The sequence below is a fragment of the Antrihabitans cavernicola genome, assembly GCF_008297975.1.
GTDB lineage: Bacteria > Actinomycetota > Actinomycetes > Mycobacteriales > Mycobacteriaceae > Antrihabitans > Antrihabitans cavernicola.
Genome location: NZ_VLNY01000001.1, coordinates 1 through 18,231, shown reverse-complemented (window position 1 = coordinate 18,231; position 18,231 = coordinate 1). Strand labels below are relative to the sequence as shown.

Below are 18,231 nucleotides of genomic sequence, written 5' to 3'. Positions count from 1 at the left end.
CTTTCTTCTTCGATCGAACGAATTCCGCACAACCGTATAGTGAGGTGCATCACCTCTGCAACTATCGTTTACAACAACAGTTGCAACGGGTCGGATACTCTTGCTCTCGATGAACGCAGAAACCCCGGCGACGCCCCGATCTCTTGGCGGTCGGCGCGAACAAGAGGATCGAATCGTCAAGGCCGTTCGCGCCCTGTTCGATGAGCGTGGGTTGCGCGACCCAACAACCGACGAAGTCGCGAGGGCGGTCGGAATCAACAAGGCGACGATTTATCGTCACGTGGCCTCGAAAGACGAGCTGTTTCTCCTGGTGTTGTGTAGTTATCAGGACGAGCTCGACGAATGGGTGCGCGACGTGGACGAGGATCTCGATCCGCTGACTCAATTCGATCGCATCATCGAGAAGTACATCGAGTTCTGCCGTCGCTACCCGGCCTACATCGATTGTGTGGCTGGGCTGACGGCCCGTCCGTACGAAGAGTTGTCGCGAGAGGTGTCGCTGGCCGTGATGTTGCAGGTGGGGCGCAGTACCGCACCGGTCAACACTCGACTCGCGCGGGTGATCGCTGCCGGCAACGAGCAGGCGGTCTTCCACGCCGACAACCCCGACTACGTGATGCACATCTGCTATTCGTCGATCCTTGGCGTTATGCAACTGCTCAGGCTCGGGGTCGGGATCCAAGAAGGGCACGGCCAGTTTCCGACCGTGGCAGAGCTGGACTACGAGCCTGCGATCGAAGTGCTCATGCGCACCATGCACGCCCTGCTCGGCGTGCACGGTGCGTGATCGAACGCGTCAGCCCGGGTAGACGCCACCGAGCGGTCCGGCCGCAGTTTCCATCCGGGCGGTTCTGGTGCGGGTCGCGACGTCGTAGGTGTCCAGGTAGCCGTTGGTGTCGGCGCGCAGGTACATCTGCGGAATCTTGATCAAGCCGACGTCGCCGAACGGCAGATTGGAGAAATCGCCGAGGCTGCTGACGTACGCAGTCTTGCCATCGGCCGAGAAGCCGAGATACGTCGGCGTCACGTCGGTCTTGATCACTCTCTGTATTGCACCCGTGTGCGCGTCCATCACGGTGATGTCGTTGGTGCCGAAGTTGCAGATCCACATCTCGTTGCCGTCCGGAGTCAGCGTCGCCGACAACGGCATCGAGCCGACCGGTTCGAACATCGTGCGCTCGATGACCCACTTCTCGGCGTCGATGATCGTCACTCCGGAAACGGCGTTCACCGCGTACACGTGCTTTCCGTCGACACTCATGGCACCCCACCCGGGTCCGACACCGTTCAGGAACAGCGGCGGTGCGAGCAGCGCACCGGTGTGCGTGTCGTACTTACTGACGATGCCGCCGAGTGCGAACACGTACATGACCGAATCGTCGCGAGACAATTCCAGGTGAACAGGTCCGGGCGGCAACACGATCGGCAATGTGCGGACGATCTCGTCGGTGGTCGTGTCGAGAACCTGCACCACCGAAAGCGCGGTGGGAATGAACAGGTACCGGCCGTCGTAGGACATCTGCGACACCGCGTACGGCGGGCCGATTGTCGGAACCTTCTTGATCACCTTGTTCGTGTGCGGGTCGATCACGGTGATGTTCCAGACAAGCGGACCGAAGTTGCTGGCGTACAACTTCGAGTGATCCGGCTTCTCCTTCAGAACGAGCGGATGATCACCGACTCCGGTGATGGTCTTGACGACCTCCTGCTTCGCCGGATCGATCACCTGCACCGAACCTGTGGGCCAAGACGGCAGATACAGCAGATCGTTTCCGGTGGTGCTGCCGGAGATCGTCGGATTCGCAGCTGCGGTTCCGGCGGCGAGGGCGACTGTCGTGACGACCGCCGCGGACGCAAGAGCCGTCCTCGCGACGGCAGCCTGCCAAGGCTTGCGCACTGTCATCTACTTTCTCTCGTTGAATAGTTCGAAACGGTCAGGAGTACAGCATTCGGAGTGGCGGCGAGCGTGCCGAACGACGGGAAGGCCCACCATCAACCATCGACCACGCATGCCTGGCGCCTTTCGCTCGGTGACCCCGAACAGACGAGTGGGGTGATGCCCGGCGGAACCGGCCATCACCCCACTCGCTTCACATCGCCCTCCCCGGGAATCGAAGCATCGATGTCAGCCCGGATATGCTCCGGCGATCGGTGTTCCGTCCAGCGGCAACGACTTCTTCATCTGGAAGGTCGTCGTATCGTACTGATCGAACGAGCCCTTGGTGCCGATCGTTCCGGAGAAGAACGCCGCCCCGAACTTCAAGGCCTGCAACAGGTCCGGGATGTTGCTGGTCCACGGTCCAAGCGAACTCAGATATGCGGTCTTGCTGTCCGGCGAGAATCCGGCATAGATGACCGCGCCCGTCGGATCCTTGAAGATCCGCTCCGTGTGACCGGTCTCCGCGTCCAACACCCGGATCTGACCATCACCGACACCGCACACCCACAGCTGTTTGCCGTCCGGAGTCAGCGTCGCCGAGATCGCTCCCGCGAGCGGTTCGAAGAACGTCGTCCGATCTACCGACCAGGTTGTCGTGTCCACGACGGTGATGCCCGACAAGTAGTTGACCGCGTACAGTTTGTCACCCCGCGCATTCAGTGCGCCCCACGCGGAGACCGCACCGTTGAGGAACAGTGGCGGCTTGGTAACCGCGCCTGTCACGGTGTCGTACCCGGTGACCGTTCCAGGCCCTGACATCACATACAGCGTCTTGTCGTCGTTCGACACCTCGAGGTGCGCAGGGATCGGCGGCACCAAGATGGGCAGCGTTCGCACCACCTTTTCCGTCTGGGTGTCGATGACCTGAGTGACCGAAAGAGCAGTCGGCACGTAGAAGTACCTGCCGTCGTGCGACAACTGCGACACCGCCCATGCGGGGCCGAGCGTCGGAATCTGGGTCACCACACCGGTATCGACGTGAATCACCGCGACCGACCACCCCACCGGTCCGAAGTTGCCGACGAAGACCTTCTTCTGGTCCAGCGACATCTTCAGCACCAGCGGATGGTCGCCGATGCCCGGGTAGGTGCGCACCACCTTGTTGGCCACGGGATCGACGGCGATAACGGAGCCTTCGCCGTACATCGGAAGGTAGACAAGGCCGTTCGGGCCGGTAGTGCTACCCGGGATGGTCGGATTCGCGGCCGCGGTCGCAGGGGCGACGAACAGCCCCAACGCCAATGCCACCACTGCAATCCGACGAGCCGCTCTACCGAGGGAGATCTGCCTGCTCATCATCGTGGTCTTCTCTCTGATCACAGATCCGGAACCCATACCGGAACGCCTGGTGCGAGGCCGGTCGGCGTCGTCGTGACGACGTGGTCGTCGGCCGTGTCGAACGTGATCATCTGACCTGGCGAGAAGACACCGACAGTGACCATGTTGAAGAACGTCGTGTACTCACCGGGAGGGCCCGGAATACCGTTGGAGGAAGGTCCGCTGTCCGAGATGTAGCCGCGGGACCCGTCGCCGCTGAACGTCATTCCGATGACGTAGCCCTGGGTGGGAATCGAGTGGAGGTACCTGTCGGTCTTCGTGTCGAAGACCATCACGCCGGTGCCGCCGAACAATGCCACGTACAGCTTCGACCCGTCCGGCGAGATCTCCGAGGTGAATGCGCCGGGGTTGGACAACCGGCCGACGTTGTCCGGCCATGTCGCGATCGTCTTGGTCAGCGTCCACGACTTCATGTCGATGACACCGATCGAGTTGATCGCATCGGTGTACATCTTCGACCCGTCCTTGGTGATGCTGAACCAGAACGGAGCCAGACCACCACTCCAGATCTTCGGACGCACCTGGGCACCGGTCTTCGGGTCGTAGCCGCCGATGAGACCGGTGCCGAAGGTGACGTACATGACCCCGTCGGGTCCGGAGATCGCACCGGTCGGAACATCGAGGAACCGGAGTTTGCGAACGATCTTCTCGGTCGCGATGTCGAGAACCTCGACCACGAAGCCGACCTCTGGGATGAAGATTTCCTTGCCGTCACCGGAGGTGAAGATGCCGAGCGGAATGCTCTCCACGCGCATGTTCTTGGTGGTGTTGGCACGGCGATCGATGATCGAGATCGACGGCGTGATGGCACCGAAGTTGTCGACGTAGATCTTGCTGCCGTCCGGTGACTTTGCCGTGACAGCAGGTCGCGACGGACCGAGATCGGTCTTGATCGGAATCTGCTGCTTCATGGTGCTGGTCGCGGCGTCCATGACGGCGACGTTGTCGCTGTCGACTTCAGGGATGTAGATGTCACCGGCAGGTCCGCCGACCGGTGCCGCGCCGGCACCGGTCGGGGATCCGACGAGTAGTGCACACGCTGCAGCGAGCACCAGTGGGACTTTCAACGAAGAACGGCCGCGCCGGCGAGACCCAGATCTGTGCACTTGTCAATCCTTTTGTCTAGATATTCGTACTCGTCGGGATGTTACTGGGCAAAAGGTATTCGTAGGGCTGATAGCGAGATTTGTTGCGCTCGTTGATTGTTGCTTCTGCCTTCTTCAGGTTCGCCCGAAACGTCGCGAGCGGCGCATCGGCACGTTGATCCGTCAGCGCCGAGTTGAAGGGGAAGATGTTCGTCCGGTAGTCACCGAGCGGCCGGTAGTAGATAGTAGCGAGCTGATTCAGAAAGTAGAACTGTGCCAACGCAACTACGACGCCGGGCAACATCTTGATCCAATCGGCCTCGCTGTGGCCGGTGATGGTGGTCGGAGCAGGCGCGCTCGTGACGCCCGCGGCAAAGGGGGCGTACGTCATCAGGTGGCCCTGCGGGAAGTTGACCGACGCGTGGTATGCGCTGGCCGTGTAGATGACCATCGTCAGAACCTCGACCAGTTGATCCACCGAGGTGATACGGCGGAAACCCTTCATCTTGCCGATGTTGGTGATCTCGTCGGCCCAGGACGCGAGCTCGTGATCGGCGACCACGTCACCGTCGTTGTGGTAGTAGAGCCGAACGTAGTCGTCGACCCACTTGTGGGTCTGCTCCCAGATCAGCAGAGCGTCGTCGCGGTAGGGGAACTGCGGAAGCATGTTCGCGTTGTCGACACCGCGTCGCGCAAAGTCGTTGTGCGGCATGCGTTCGTAGAAGTCCCAGTCCAATCGAGCCTGGCCGACCGTCTCGACGATATCGTCCAGCGGAGCCGCGAGAATGACGTCGGCGAACAGGTTCGGCGGCATGATGACCGTTGCGGCAAGGAAATTGATGAAGAGGTCGCCCTCCGCGTGCGGCACCAGCAACTGGTTGAGCGGATGATTCGGCGCGAGAGTTCGGTGCGTCGCGACGGCGAACACCTCGGAGACCAAGTGCGCGCGGGTAAGGTGAGCAAGCATTTCGTGGTGGTTGAAGTCGGCGGTCTGCACCACCGTCTTCGCCATCTGCCAACCCCAGAACCGATCGCGGTCGTCCGGCTTGGGGCGCACGAATATCGATGCGCTGGATGGGTTTTGACCGCACTGGATGGCCACTGGTTCCAGCTGGGACTTACCCGGCGGGATGGCGAACAGCGCAATCGGTGCGCTGTTGTAGCCCTCGCCGGTCAAGATCTTGAAGGTCGCACGCTCGGGAGCCATCTTGCCGAGCTCGATGAAGTCGCACATGTACAGTCGACCGTCGCTGATCGCCTGTGCCAAACTGTCGTTCGCCTGGATGCCTTCGCGGTATTGCGCATCCGTCAGCGGCATCTTGGCAGGCAGGCTGCCGCGCACCCGTTCGATGACGTTGGTGTTCCAGCCGCCGACTCGCATCCATGCGAAAAGTTCGTCGTCGTGCAGGTTTTCGGCGACGTCCGGGATCGGCATCGTCTGCCAGATGGCGTTGAATCGCGCAAGGCCGTCCTTGGTTCCGAAGTCACCGATGCCTTGACTCGACGACAACAGCAGCTGGACGTTGGTGCGGATGTTGCCGATGACGATCTGTGCCTCGTTGAACAGCTTCATCATCTCGGCCTGCAGGATGGTCGCCTGGGCCAGGTCCTCCGGCGGTGCGTCGACGTACGGAGCTCCGGGGCGTTCGCCTACCTGGTTGTACACGCCGCCGCCCAGGTTCTTGAACCTGGTGCGGACGCCTTCGGTCCGCTGCTTGATCGACAGCAGCTGCTTCTGCGCGTCGGAGAGAGTGCTGGTGTTGGCGGCATTGAACTGCGGGATAAGCGATCCCAGCAGATTCAGGCCGAGCGTGAACACACCGGACGTGCCTTCGAACAGCCACTCGATGGTCGGAAAAGCGTCTGCGGGAACAAGATTCGCGGCTGGAACACCTTTGAGGAACGGCACGTCCTCGGTCCAGGTATACGCGCTTTGGGCCTGCACGATTGCGGCTTGGCGTCCCCACGGTGCGGGGTCGACTTGTGGGAGCAGTGGCGGCGGCGGGCCTGCCGGCGCGGGTGCGGCGTCGGCGGTCGAACCGGAGAAGGCGGCGAGTCCAGCACCCGCGACGGGGGCCAGTGCGGACAGTTTGAGCAGACGGCGACGGTTTATCTTGTCCTGCATATTTACAACTCCAACGCGGTGAGAAATTCGAGCATTCGACAACAAGAAGCGAGGTGATCGAGGCTTCGCATTGCTCGACGCCGATCTGCGTGGCGCATGCGGATTTTGGGTGACAGCTCAAATCGCGACAGTCCCCGATCCGGCCGTCTCCACGGCCGAGCGTACTTCCTCCATTCCAGCGGAGGGCGCCCATGAATCATGGGATGCCTCGCAGGTTTCGTTAACGTACATCCCCCGTCGATATCGTTCGCATGACGTTGGTTGTCCTGAAATCGGACAACTCAGGGATGGATATGGCGAGTCGGGACGACGAACCATCGTCGTTCTGCCGCACGTGATTTCGTGCTCGTCCAACGGTGGTTGTCTGCAGATGTGCACTCGCTCGTGGCGAGGCGCGTCGGAAACGATAGCCCACGATCGCCGGTGAGGGCGATCACCTTTACGGCGGAATCGGTTTCGAGAACCCGCTGAGCAGCGTCTCGCGGAGTCGTTCGAGTCCGGGGTTCCAACCGTGGCCGGGTGAGGCTTGCGTGCTCTGGTGAAAGACGCAATTCTTACGTTGTAAACCGGTGTGGGACTCGGTATTTCGTCGGCGGCGTCGAGGTCGAATACACGATCGGAAGTCCGACCGGCGTCGGTCGATTCGCTGGAAATGTCTCGACCGGATGTGCACGCGCCGTCATGCGCACTGCACCACTCGGTGATAGGCGCACTGCATGCCGGTGAAGCCGGTCACGAATTGTTCCACTCTGCGCCAGGATTGGCTGCAACGCATCGAGCACCCACCCGAAACGGGCAGGTGCTCGATGCGTGCGTTGCGTGTTCGGGTCAGTGGCCCTGGTCCTGCAGCCGCTTGAACGAGGCGTCCACCTCGGCCTCGGCCTCGGTGCGACCGACCCACTCCGAACCCTTGACGTATTTGCCGGGCTCCAGGTCCTTGTACCGCTCGAAGAAGTGCTTGATGGCATCCAGTTCGAACTGCGAGACATCCTCCAATTCCTGGATGTGATCCCAGCGGGTATCGCCGGCCGGGACGCAGAGCACCTTGTCGTCGCCGCCCTTTTCGTCGGTCATCTTGTACATCGCGACCGGGCGGACGTTGATCAGAACGCCGGGGAACACGGACTCGGGCAGCAGCACAAGGACATCCAGCGGATCGCCGTCTTCGCCGAGCGTGTTGTCGATGAAGCCGTAGTCGGCCGGGTAGACCATCGACGTGTACAGGTACCGATCCAGTCGTACTCGACCGGTTTCGTGGTCGACCTCGTACTTGTTGCGCTGACCCTTGGGGATCTCGATGGTGACGTCGAACTCCACGCCTATGTCCTCACTTCGTGTGTTGGCTGTCTCCGGGCAGTCCAGGCAGTTCGCGAAGGAAGTGCCGGCCCGTCAAGGATAGTGTGGGCTGAATCGAAGAAGCGCAAAGCCCGCGGAATTCACCCGCGTGGCCGGTGCGCGGAGCTGGAAGAGGGACCTTGACGGGCGAGACCAAGAAGAGCATGGGTGGATTGGCCACTCGGCGTCGCCGCAAGATCCAGGCACTGCTCGGCGGTCTGGTGGTGCTGGTACTCCTCGCGGCGGCCGCGTTCGTGGTCGTGCAACGTCCGTGGGACGCCGACGCGTCACGCGGTGAGTTGACCACCGCGGCCGAGCCGCCACCCGTCGTGGCCGCGCCATTGGTAGCGCCAGTGCCCGCGTCCGCGCCGGTACCGACGCCTGCTGCGCTGGCCGCCGCCCTCGCGCCGGTCGTCGGCAATCCGAATCTCGGGTCGTTTGCGGGTTCTGTCTCCGATGCGGCGTCGGGGACACAGCTGTGGAGCGCCGATCCCACCAAACCGATGACACCCGCGTCCACCACCAAGGTGCTCACGTCCGCGGCGGCGTTGCTTGCGTTGCCGTCAGATCATCGCGTCGAAACGCGGGTGGTTCGCGGCGCGACGCCGAACGAGCTGGTGCTGGTCGGCGGCGGTGACGTGACCTTGACTGCGCAGCCACTCGGATCGCCCAACATCTTCCCTGGCTCCGCGCACATCGCCGACCTGGTGGACCAGATCAAGAAGAGCGGCGCACCCGTGGACACGATCGTGGTCGACACCCGCGCCTTCACCGGACCGGAATTGGCGCCAGGCTGGCTCCCGGAAGACATCGGCAACGGATTCATCACACCGATGCAGCCGTTGATGCTCGACGCGGGCAGGATCAAGCCGCTGGAGGACGAATCGCCGCGGACGCCGACGCCTGCGCTCGACACCGGACGCGCACTCGCGACCGCACTCGGGCTGGACCCAGCCAAGGTTGCGCTCGGTTCGGCGCCTCCGGGGGCGGCTCCGGTCGCCAGCGTGCAATCTGCGCCGTTGCGCGATCGCCTCCGACAGATGATGGTCCTCTCCGACAACATCCTGGCTGAAGCCGTCGGCCGCGAGATTGCGATCGGGGAGGGCGTCGACCCCTCGTTCACCGGCGCGGCATCGGCCGTCATGGATACCCTCCGCAAAGCGGGTTTCGATCTCGGTGGCGTGACCCTCCACGATGTCAGCGGCATGTCGACGGACAATCGTGTTCCCGCGGGGGTGCTCGACTCCATCCTCAACGCCGCGGCGGGCGACAAACAGCCGAAGCTCCGCCGGATGCTCGACTATCTGCCCGTCGCGGGAGCAACCGGAACCCTCGCCGATCGATACGCATCGGGCAATCGGTCTGCCGCGGGCTGGGTGCGCGCAAAGACTGGCACCTTGTCGGTCGCGAGCGCCCTTGTCGGCTACGTGGTCGACGACAGCGGACGCATTCTCACCTTCGCGCTGATGTCCAACGATCGACCACCGGACGCCAGCCGACCTGCACTCGACGCGATCGCGTCTACCCTGCGATCATGCGGTTGCCAGTGATGTCCGACGACAGCGAAGCCACTACGAGCGGCGACGGGGCGAAAGCCAAACGAAACGGCTTTGCCGGCGCCATCGATTGGGACCTCGCCGCGAAAACCGGGGCGACACTGTCCCCACGCGGCCCCAGCACCTCGCGCTACTCCGCCGAGCAGGCGGTCACCGAACTGTCCGACGCGTCGATTCGCGCGGAAGGGCCGGTTCGTGAGGTGACCGGCCTTGCCGACGGGCTGCCGATTCCGCAAGCACAGGTCGTCGATCGTGCCGGCTGGATACAGGCTGCGGCGCAGTCGATGTCGCAGCTGACCGGCACGGGTGCCGACGGTGAGGATCGCGGTCTGCTCGGCGGCAAACCCGGCGGTGTGCAGGCGGGCGCGATGCTCGCGTTTCTCTCGACGGCGATCCTCGGCCAGTACGATCCGTTCACCGGCGAAAACGGCACACTGCTGCTGGTTGCGCCCAACATCGTCTCCGTCGAGCGGATGTTGAAACTGGATCCGAGCGACTTTCGACTCTGGGTCTGCCTGCACGAGGTGACACATCGCGTGCAATTTTCGTCGACGCCGTGGCTCAGCGACTACATGCAGGAATCGGTCGGTGTGCTCGGCGAAGTGGGCGAGGAATCCGCATCCGACCTGATCGGTCGCCTCACCGACGCGCTGCGCGAGCGGCGCAAGGGCGGCGAGCAGCCTGCCGAACAGCGCGGCGTCGTCGGCCTGCTGCGCGCCACCCAAGCACCGCCGCAGCGCGAGGCGCTGGATCGGCTGTTGATGCTCGGCACCCTGCTCGAGGGCCACGCCGATCACGTCATGGACGCCGTCGGCCCGTCGGTCGTACCCAGCGTCGAGCAGATTCGAGCCGCGTTCGATAAGCGTCGCAAGCGCGCCGCCAATCCGCTGCAACGGCTGCTGCGTGCCCTGCTGGGGATGGACGCGAAGATGGCGCAGTACGTGCGCGGCAAGGCGTTCGTCGACGCCGTTGTCGCTCAGGTGGGGATGGCGAACTTCAACACCATCTGGACCAGTGCCGAAACCTTGCCGCTGACAAGCGAAATCGAAGATTCGGCGGCGTGGGTCACGAGGGTGCTGGGGTAGGTGCGTCCGGAAACACCGCACATCCTTGCGGTGCGGCACGCTGTCCGTGACTGGCTCGATCGGTTCCCGCACGACCGGCTTGCGGTCGCTCTCTCCGGTGGTGCCGATTCGCTGGCTTTGACCGCCGCCGCGGTTGCCGAGGCGCAGTCGGTACGGGCGCTTGTCGTCGATCACCGGCTGCAAGAGGGTTCGGCCGCAGTGGCTCGAAGCGCTGCGCAGTGCGCGCTCGAGCTGGGTTGCATCGAGGCCGAGGTACTGACGGTGTCCGTCGGGACAGTTGGTGGCATGGAAGCCGCGGCGCGACGAGCCAGATACGACGCCCTCGACACCGCCCGCGCGGGAATGCCGGTGCTGCTCGGCCACACCCTCGACGATCAGGCCGAAACGGTGCTGTTGGGGCTTTCCCGCGGATCGGGTGGTCGATCCATTCAGGGCATGCGCGACTACGACGACCCGTGGGGGCGTCCGCTGCTGAAGGTGCGCCGCGACACGACGCACCGTGCCTGTGTCGATCTGGGTGTGCAACCACATCAGGACCCGCACAACGAGCGGTCCGAATTCACAAGGGTGCGGTTGCGTGCGGAGGTGTTGCCGCTGCTCGACGACGTTCTCGGCGGTGGTGTGGCAGCTGCCCTTGCGCGTACAGGGGAGCAGTTGCGCGAGGACGGCGACGTGCTCGACCACCTTGCGCACCAGCTGGCCGAGTCGGCAGCCGTCGACGACCAGTTGGACGTCGCTGTGTTGCAATCGGCCCCGCCCGCGCTGCGGCGTCGGGCCATCAGGGTGTGGCTGCTACGCGGTGGTGCGACATCTCTGACGGCGGAACACCTCTACGGCATCGACCGCCTGGTCTCGCACTGGCGAGGGCAGGGCGGCGTCGCTGTCCCGGGCGGCACGCCGGAGGCCAGGTTGGTCACATCCCGTAGCCGTGGCAGGCTGATCCTGGGTTTGCAGGTCGACGATCGCTACGTCGACTCCCGCGAAATCGACTGAAGGAGACCGCTGGCGTGTACGAGGGCGACATCGCTTCTGTGCTGATCACCGAGGACCAGATCCAGGCCAAGGTCGCGGAACTGGCCGACGACATCGCGAAGCGCTATCCGGTTGACGCGCCCGAAGGTGACTTGCTGCTGGTCGGCGTGCTCAAGGGCGCCATCTTCTTCATGACCGATCTGGCGCGGGCGCTGCCGATTCCGACGCAACTCGAGTTCATGGCGGTCAGTTCCTACGGCTCGTCGACGTCGTCGTCCGGTGTCGTGCGCATCCTCAAGGACCTCGACAAGGACATCGCGGGCAGGCACGTGCTGATCGTCGAGGACATCATCGACTCGGGGCTGACCCTGTCGTGGCTGATGCGCAACCTGTCCAGCCGCAACCCGGCATCGCTGCAAGTGGTTGCGCTGCTGCGTAAGCCGGACGCGGTGAAAACCGAACTGGACGTCGCGAACGTGGGGTTCGACATTCCCAACGAGTTCGTCGTCGGGTACGGCCTCGACTACGCGGAGCGCTACCGCGACCTGCGCTACATCGGCACGCTCGATCCCGCCGTGTACAGCGATCAGTCCTGAGAGACCACTCGCTCCAAGGCTCGTAGGTCCTGCTCGAGCAGTCGGAACAGCCAGTAGGTGAAGACGAACGCGACGATGCCGCCGACGCAGAGGATGCGCAGCGACACCAGGACGAGTGGGATCTGTTCGGCGCCGATGAATGCGACTCGCGCGACACCGAGCAGCGGAACCGATGCGGCGACGGCGAGGAAGAAGTTGGACAGCCGAGACAGGCTGCGCAGCTGGCGTGCGTCCGCCGAGCTGGTGCGGCCGAACGGTAGGAACACCGGATAGATGCATCGCACCGCGTAGAACGTCATGAGGAAATACGGATACGCGATCGCGATGGCGGCGCAGATCACCTGTCCGGCAATGAAATGCAACTCGACGACCGTCGGAACACTGCCTGTGAAGTAGAGCGCGGTCTGCCAGGCGAGCCCCGCAACGATCCACAATGCGAAGCAGATCGCGACGATGCGTACACCCATGAACAAGGCGTCCGTGCGTGCGTGTGCCATCGTCACCGCGTCGTAGGTCTCTCCGCGTCGCAGTCGACGAGGCATGCTCAGCAAACGTCGGCACATGTATGCCATCGCGATCCCACCGATCGCGAACGCGATCACGTTGATCGGCGGACTGACGTTGATCATGGTGGTCGTGGCTTCCGGACTGAGCTTGGTCAGCACCAGCGCGCGATTCTGCTGAATCAGATACAAGCTCGCGATTGCGTTCGGAATACCGACGCCTGCAACGACGAACGCGACAAGCCAGCCGCGCAGCCGCGGCCGCCAACTGGTCGCGGGTGGATCGACGAGGTCGCGGGCGTGTGCGTCGAGGCAGAGATCGAATTGCGTGGCGAGTTCGCGGCCGTTGGCCCACCGCTTGTCCTTGTCCGGATGTAGACAGGCGAGCAGCACGCGTCGCAGCGCGGCGGGTGTGTCCGGCGGCAGGTCGGCGAGAGCGTCGGCACCGACCCCCGCCCTTCGGCTGGCAAGCATGGCGTCGAGTGCATCGATGTCACCGGCTTGCGCAACGTCGGACGGAAACGGTTTGCGTCCGGCGAGCAACTCCCACAAGACGACACCGAGCGAGTAGATGTCGCTTCGAGCATCGAGTTGTGCTGCGGTGCCGGGTGTCTCGGGGTGGCACGCGTCGAGTTGCTCCGGTGACATGTAGGACAGCGAACCGCCGAAATCCGCCATCGGGTCGGCACCGACGACGAAGCTGGTGTTGAAGTCCGCCAGCTTGGGAACGCCGTCCGCGGTGAGCAAGATGTTCGCGGGCTTGATGTCTCGGTGCAGAACGCCGCGGCGGGCGGCGTAATCGAGAGCATCGGCGAGACGACGCCCAAGCCACGCAACGGTTTCCGGCCACGACAGCTCGGCAAGCTCGGCCCGAACACTCGAACCGCTCGGCCGTGCCGCACCCCTGGCCTCCATCGAGTCATCGATGGCGTCGAGCAACAACTGCCCGCTGCGATCAGGCGTCCAGGTGACCTTGCGAGCCTTCTGTAGGACGCCGAGCAGCGTCCCGCCGGGCAGAAACTGCATGTACAACAAGCGCAGATTCCGTTCGGGCACCAACCGCTGGTCGTAGACGCGGACGATGTAGTCGTGATCGAGCTGGGCCAGTGTCTGCGGCTCCGCCCCGTAGTCCTCGGAGATCTTGACCGCGACCAATCGCTGCATCGACCGTTGCCTGGCCAGAAACACGCGAGCGAAAGCGCCGACACCGATGGGCGCGACAAGATCGAAGTCGTCGATGCGCTGGCCGGCGTCGACGTGATCGAGGGGATCGAGCATAGGTGGCCCGTAGCTGGTCACCGTGCCGTGTGCGAGCGCGGTGCGGTCGTCGTCGGGGTCTGCGGTTGCCTCGTCGTCGAGTTGTCTTGTGAGCGAGGGTGACTCGAGAAGAACCGATCGCAGCTCCGGGTACTCGTCGCAATAGTCGTCGAGGGACTTGGTGAGACCGCCGCGCAGTTTGCGCTCGCGGATGTCGACCCGCACCAACTCGACGAGTGTCGTGATCTGAACCGCGTCCGCGGCGTCGGACAGGTAGAGGCCGAGGTCGGGTGGCGACTGTGCGTCGGCCCACGCCGCACTGAATCTATCGTCGACTGTCACCGCGGTTGGACACCGTTCGCCACGACGCGTTCCAACGCGCGCAGGTCGTCCTCCAACTGCCGAAACAGCCAGTAGACGCCGACGAAGGCGATGATGCCGCCGACGCACAGCACGCGGACAGCGGTGATCACCTCGGGGATTTCGTCGGCGGGGATGAACGTGAGACCACCGACACCGGCGAGCGGAACCGATGCGGCGACAGCGAGATAGCGGTTGCTGCGCCGGTCCAATCCGCGCAGGGCCGCAGCGTCTTCGGGCCCGGTCTTGCCGTAGGTCAGCAGGGCCGGATACAGGCTGCGAACCGTGTAGAGCGAGATGAGAAAGAACGGATAGGCGACGGCGATGGCGCCGCAGACGACGATCGACGCGAGAAAGTGGACGTACGCGCGCGGCGGAATGAAACCGGCGGCGACGCGCAGCGAAATGGGCAGCGCAAAGCCCGCCAACACCCAGAGCCCGAACGCGACGGCGACGATGCGATCGCCGATCAGCAGGGTGTCGCGTCGTGTGATCGCGAGAGTCTTTGCGTCGAAGGTCTTTCCGGTCCGCAATCCGCGCGGCACTCGCAGCACGTTTCGGCAGTAGTACAGGATCACCAGGAAGCCGACGGGCCACGCAATCGCGTTCACCACCAAGGCGATCAGCTCGAACCGGGTCTGGGCGTCCGGTAGCAACTTGCGCACGATCAAGGCGTTGTTGTGCTGGTAGTTGTTCACGGCCGCAAGGATGTTGGGTATGCCGGCCGCGAGCGTGAGGGTCAGCACGATCCAGGTGCGCAGGCGGAGTCGCCAACTACCGGGCGGCGGATCGACCAGATTGCGTGCCCGCTCGTCGAGGCACATGTCGAACTGCTGGGCCAGTTGTGTTCCGGTGGACCACCGCTTGTCGGGGTCGGGGTTCATGCACGTCAGCAAGACACGTCGAAGTGCTGCCGGGCAGTCCATCGGCAGGTCGGCCAAATGGTCCGTGTCGACGCCGCCCTCACGGCGAGACAACATGGTGTCGAGCGTGGATCGGTCGCCGCCCGTGCTGCCCTTGTCATCGAAAGGCTTTCGACCGGTGAGCAATTCCCACAAGACGACGCCGAGCGAGTAGATGTCGCTGCGTGTATCGAGATCGGCGGCGGTGCCCGCACGGCCCGGGTGGCATGCGGACAGTTGCTCCGGCGACATGTAGGACAGCGATCCACCGAAGTACGCCACCGGTGAGTCTCCGGCCGTCCCCGCGCTGAAGCTGATGTTGAAATCGGCCAGCTTGGGGATCCCCTCCGCGGTCAGCAACACGTTGGCGGGCTTGACATCTCGGTGCAACACCCCGCGCGCGTTTGCGTGATGCAGGGCACTTGCGAGGCGGCGTCCGAGCCAGGCAACCGTCTCCGGCCACGACAGCTGCGCTATCTCCGCGCGGACGCTGGAGTCGCTGGGTCGGATCTCGCCTTTCGCCTCCATGGCGGCGTCGATCGCGTCGAGCAACAGTTGCCCGTTGCGGTCTTCGATCGGCACAGTCCGCAGGTGTTGGAGCACACCGAGGAGGGTTCCGCCGGGCAGGTACTGCATGTAGAGCAGGCGCAACTTGCGCTCGGGCAGCAAGCGCTGATCGAAGACGCGCACGATGTAGTCGTGATCGAGCTGGGCAAGAGTCTGGGGCTCGGAGCAGTGATCTTCGGAAACCTTCACCGCCACAAGCCGTTGCATCGATCGCTGCCGAGCAAGGAAGACTCTCGCGAATGCGCCGCTGCCGATGGCGGTGAGCAGATCGAAATCGTCGAGACGCTGGCCGACATCGACTTCTTCCAGCGGCTCGAATGCGCCGGGCTGAGTGAGGTCGGACATTGTTCCGGTCGCGGTGAAGTCCATGTCGTAGGCGGCACCGGTATCGCTCTGCACAGTTCTGTCGGACAGGGCGGTCGTGTCCGAGAGGGCGGTGGCGTCTGACAGAGCGGTCGCATCGGAGCGGGCGGTGGCGTCGAGGTCGGCCCGCACCGTGACATCTGACCGCAACCGCACCGTGACAACTGACCGCACCGTATCATCCGAGCGCACCGTCGGATCGGTAGCGAGAAAAGTCTCCGTGCCGTCGTCGGCGTTGAGCAGTCGTCCGAGCTCGGCGGCATGATCGGGATATTCGCGCAGGTACTCGCGCGGATCGACAGCTTGCCCGACGTGACGGCGGATGACGAACTCGTCGTAGACCAGGCCTACCGGAAGATCGCGAACAGCCAGTTCCGGAAACTCGATGCAGTATTCGGCGAGCCGCTTGCCCAGGCCCTCGCGCAACCAGCGATGTTGCAGATCGACGCGGATCAACTCGATAAGCGCTGTACGTCGAGCCTCATCGGTGCTCGGAACGAACTCGTCGATGTTCGGCGGGAGCAGCGCGGAATTCCACGCCGACTCGAAATCGGGGACCGCGCCGCCGTTGTGCGCGCGGCCGTCCGGCGCGGCACTCACGGTGGTCCCGTGAAGGCTGGCGTCCCCCCGGCCGCATGATCGTGTGTTGCCATCTCACTGGCTCCGTCCGAGAGGCATGAAAAATGATAGCCCGCATCCGACGTTCACGGGCAGGCATGCCTGGTCGGTTTCGGTTCGGCAGGGTTTACTCGACACATGCTCAGCGACGCGCAGTTCACCGCGACTTCCATCGCCGATCGGGTCCGATCGGGAACGTTGAGCCCGGTCGACGCGGTACGCGCGTCGTTGGACCGCATCGACAAGCGTGACGCCCGGATAGGTGCGTTCGCCCTCGTCCGCTCGGACAAGGCACTTGCCGAGGCCGAAGCGCTGAGCGCGCGAACCGATCTCGCAGACCTTCCGCTCGCAGGTGTGCCGATCGCGGTCAAGGACAACGTCGCCGTCGCGGGCGAGCCCATGCGATCGGGCTCGGCAGCGACGAGCGCGACGCCGGCCACTGCCGACCACGCTGTCGTCGCCCGGCTTCGTGCTGCGGGCGCCGTCGTCGTCGGGATCACGACGATGCCGGAACTGGGGGTGTGGAGCGCGACGGACGGGCCCAACCGCATCACGCGCAACCCATGGAATCTCGATCGGACGTGCGGTGGTTCGTCGGGTGGCGCTGGTGCCGCCGTCGCGGCAGGAATGGTGCCGGTCGCGCAGGGCAACGACGGCCTCGGCTCTATCAGGATCCCGTCCGCCAGCTGCGGGATCTTCGGCATCAAGCCCGGAAAAGACCTGGTACCTGCGGATATCGGGAAGAATTCGTGGTTCGACATGGCCGAGAACGGCCCGATGGCAACGACGGTGGCGGATGCGGCCCTGATGCTGTCGGTGCTGGCCGACAACCCCGATTTCGCTCAGATCGCGGACCCGGACAAGCTCCGGATCGGCTTGGCTGTCGGCGCTCCGAAGCGCGGTAGCGGTGCCGACCGGCATTGGACGGCGGCCGCGCGCAAGGCCGGATCGGTGATGGTGTCGGCGGGGCACCTGGTCGAGACCGCCACGCTGCCGTACCCGTCGTTGCTGCCGGTGCTGTTTCGGTGGACAGCAAGTACGAGTCTGGACTCGAAGGGGCTCGATCGATCGAAACTCGAGAAGCGCAATCGTCGACACAGTGCGATCGGGCGGGTTGTCGGCGGGATCGGGCTGATCGGGCCGGTGCAGGTGGAGAAGGTACAGGCGGAATTGCGCGTGTTCTTCGAGAACCTGGACCTCGTCATCACACCGACGCTCGCGAGGATGCCACCGAAAGCGAAGGCGTGGAGCGAAGCATCGTGGGCGTCCAACATCGTCACCAGTGCGCGATTCGCACCGTTCGCACCGTTGTGGAACCTGGTCGGTTGGCCCGCGGCGAGCGTCCCCATCGGTACCCATCCCAAGTCGGGAACGCCGATGGCCGTCCAGATTGCCGGCCCGCCCGGGAGCGAAGCGAAGATCCTCGCACTCGCCGCGCAGCTGGAAGTGCGGCGTCCGTGGGTGCGGATCGCCCCGAACGTGTGAAAACGGACCACCCGGATCTGGTTAGGGCGTGTCTCTCAATTGGTTGGCTCCGACGCGGGCGTGGATGACGGCGCAGGCCAGCAGGACACCACCGAGGTAGGTCAGGGCGTATTTGTCGTAGCGGGTCGCGATACCGCGCCACTGC

13 protein-coding genes and 1 pseudogene are annotated in these 18,231 nt (G+C 64.1%); 6 read left to right on the top strand and 8 right to left on the bottom strand.

The window, feature by feature from the left end:
- Positions 1-109 precede the first annotated feature (109 nt).
- Positions 110-787 carry a TetR/AcrR family transcriptional regulator gene (locus FOY51_RS00070; RefSeq protein WP_149428182.1) on the top strand — a complete coding sequence of 226 codons (678 nt, stop codon included), beginning with the start codon at positions 110-112 and terminating at the stop codon, positions 785-787.
- 9 nt (positions 788-796) lie between these two features.
- On the opposite strand, the gene FOY51_RS00065 is transcribed toward FOY51_RS00070, so the two are convergent.
- From FOY51_RS00065 to FOY51_RS00045, 5 genes are all read right to left on the bottom strand, one after another.
- On the bottom strand, positions 797-1,903 hold the full coding sequence (locus tag FOY51_RS00065; RefSeq protein ID WP_149428181.1) for a YncE family protein: 1,107 nt from the start codon (positions 1,901-1,903) through the stop codon (positions 797-799).
- Positions 1,904-2,125: 222 nt separating this feature from the next.
- Complete coding sequence (locus tag FOY51_RS00060) at positions 2,126-3,274, bottom strand: YncE family protein (RefSeq protein WP_149428180.1); 1,149 nt, start codon at positions 3,272-3,274, stop codon at positions 2,126-2,128.
- Positions 3,256-4,329, bottom strand: coding sequence for a YncE family protein (locus FOY51_RS00055; protein ID WP_149428179.1), 1,074 nt, complete (start codon positions 4,327-4,329; stop codon positions 3,256-3,258). The genes FOY51_RS00060 and FOY51_RS00055 overlap by 19 nt, the downstream gene beginning before the upstream one ends.
- A 70-nt stretch (positions 4,330-4,399) precedes the next feature.
- Complete coding sequence (locus FOY51_RS00050) at positions 4,400-6,487, bottom strand: lipoxygenase family protein (protein ID WP_149428178.1); 2,088 nt, start codon at positions 6,485-6,487, stop codon at positions 4,400-4,402.
- An 828-nt stretch (positions 6,488-7,315) separates the two neighbouring features.
- A complete protein-coding gene (locus FOY51_RS00045; RefSeq protein WP_149428177.1) occupies positions 7,316-7,804 on the bottom strand; it encodes an inorganic diphosphatase in 489 nt (162 codons plus the stop codon).
- A gap of 182 nt (positions 7,805-7,986) precedes the next feature.
- Here FOY51_RS00045 and dacB point away from each other — a divergent pair, with 182 nt between their 5' ends.
- Genes dacB through hpt form a run of 4 tightly spaced genes read left to right on the top strand, consistent with a single transcriptional unit; the run spans position 7,987 to position 12,031 of the window.
- Positions 7,987-9,372: a D-alanyl-D-alanine carboxypeptidase/D-alanyl-D-alanine endopeptidase gene (gene dacB / locus FOY51_RS00040; protein WP_149428800.1), complete on the top strand. Its 1,386-nt coding sequence runs from the start codon at positions 7,987-7,989 to the stop codon at positions 9,370-9,372.
- Complete coding sequence (locus FOY51_RS00035; RefSeq protein WP_149428176.1) at positions 9,357-10,463, top strand: Rv3626c family coenzyme F420 biosynthesis-associated protein; 1,107 nt, start codon at positions 9,357-9,359, stop codon at positions 10,461-10,463. The genes dacB and FOY51_RS00035 overlap by 16 nt, the downstream gene beginning before the upstream one ends.
- Entirely contained in the window at positions 10,464-11,456 is a 993-nt protein-coding gene (gene tilS, locus FOY51_RS00030) for a tRNA lysidine(34) synthetase TilS (protein WP_149428175.1), read from the top strand.
- 14 nt (positions 11,457-11,470) lie between these two features.
- On the top strand, positions 11,471-12,031 hold the full coding sequence (gene hpt, locus FOY51_RS00025) for a hypoxanthine phosphoribosyltransferase (RefSeq protein WP_149428174.1): 561 nt from the start codon (positions 11,471-11,473) through the stop codon (positions 12,029-12,031).
- Here hpt and FOY51_RS00020 read toward each other — a convergent pair.
- On the bottom strand, positions 12,022-14,133 hold the full coding sequence (locus tag FOY51_RS00020; RefSeq protein ID WP_149428173.1) for a serine/threonine-protein kinase: 2,112 nt from the start codon (positions 14,131-14,133) through the stop codon (positions 12,022-12,024). The genes hpt and FOY51_RS00020 overlap by 10 nt on opposite strands.
- Positions 14,130-16,583 (bottom strand): serine/threonine-protein kinase, encoded by a 2,454-nt coding sequence (locus FOY51_RS00015; protein WP_235916004.1) that lies wholly within the window; start codon positions 16,581-16,583, stop codon positions 14,130-14,132. Before FOY51_RS00015 ends, FOY51_RS00020 begins: the two co-directional genes overlap by 4 nt.
- A 156-nt stretch (positions 16,584-16,739) precedes the next feature.
- On the opposite strand from FOY51_RS00015, the gene FOY51_RS00010 reads away from it, so the two are divergent.
- Positions 16,740-18,086: an amidase gene (locus tag FOY51_RS00010; RefSeq protein ID WP_149428172.1), complete on the top strand. Its 1,347-nt coding sequence runs from the start codon at positions 16,740-16,742 to the stop codon at positions 18,084-18,086.
- Positions 18,087-18,107: 21 nt separating this feature from the next.
- Here FOY51_RS00010 and FOY51_RS00005 read toward each other — a convergent pair.
- Positions 18,108-18,231, bottom strand: a pseudogene (locus FOY51_RS00005) (IS5 family transposase); the annotation flags it as partial.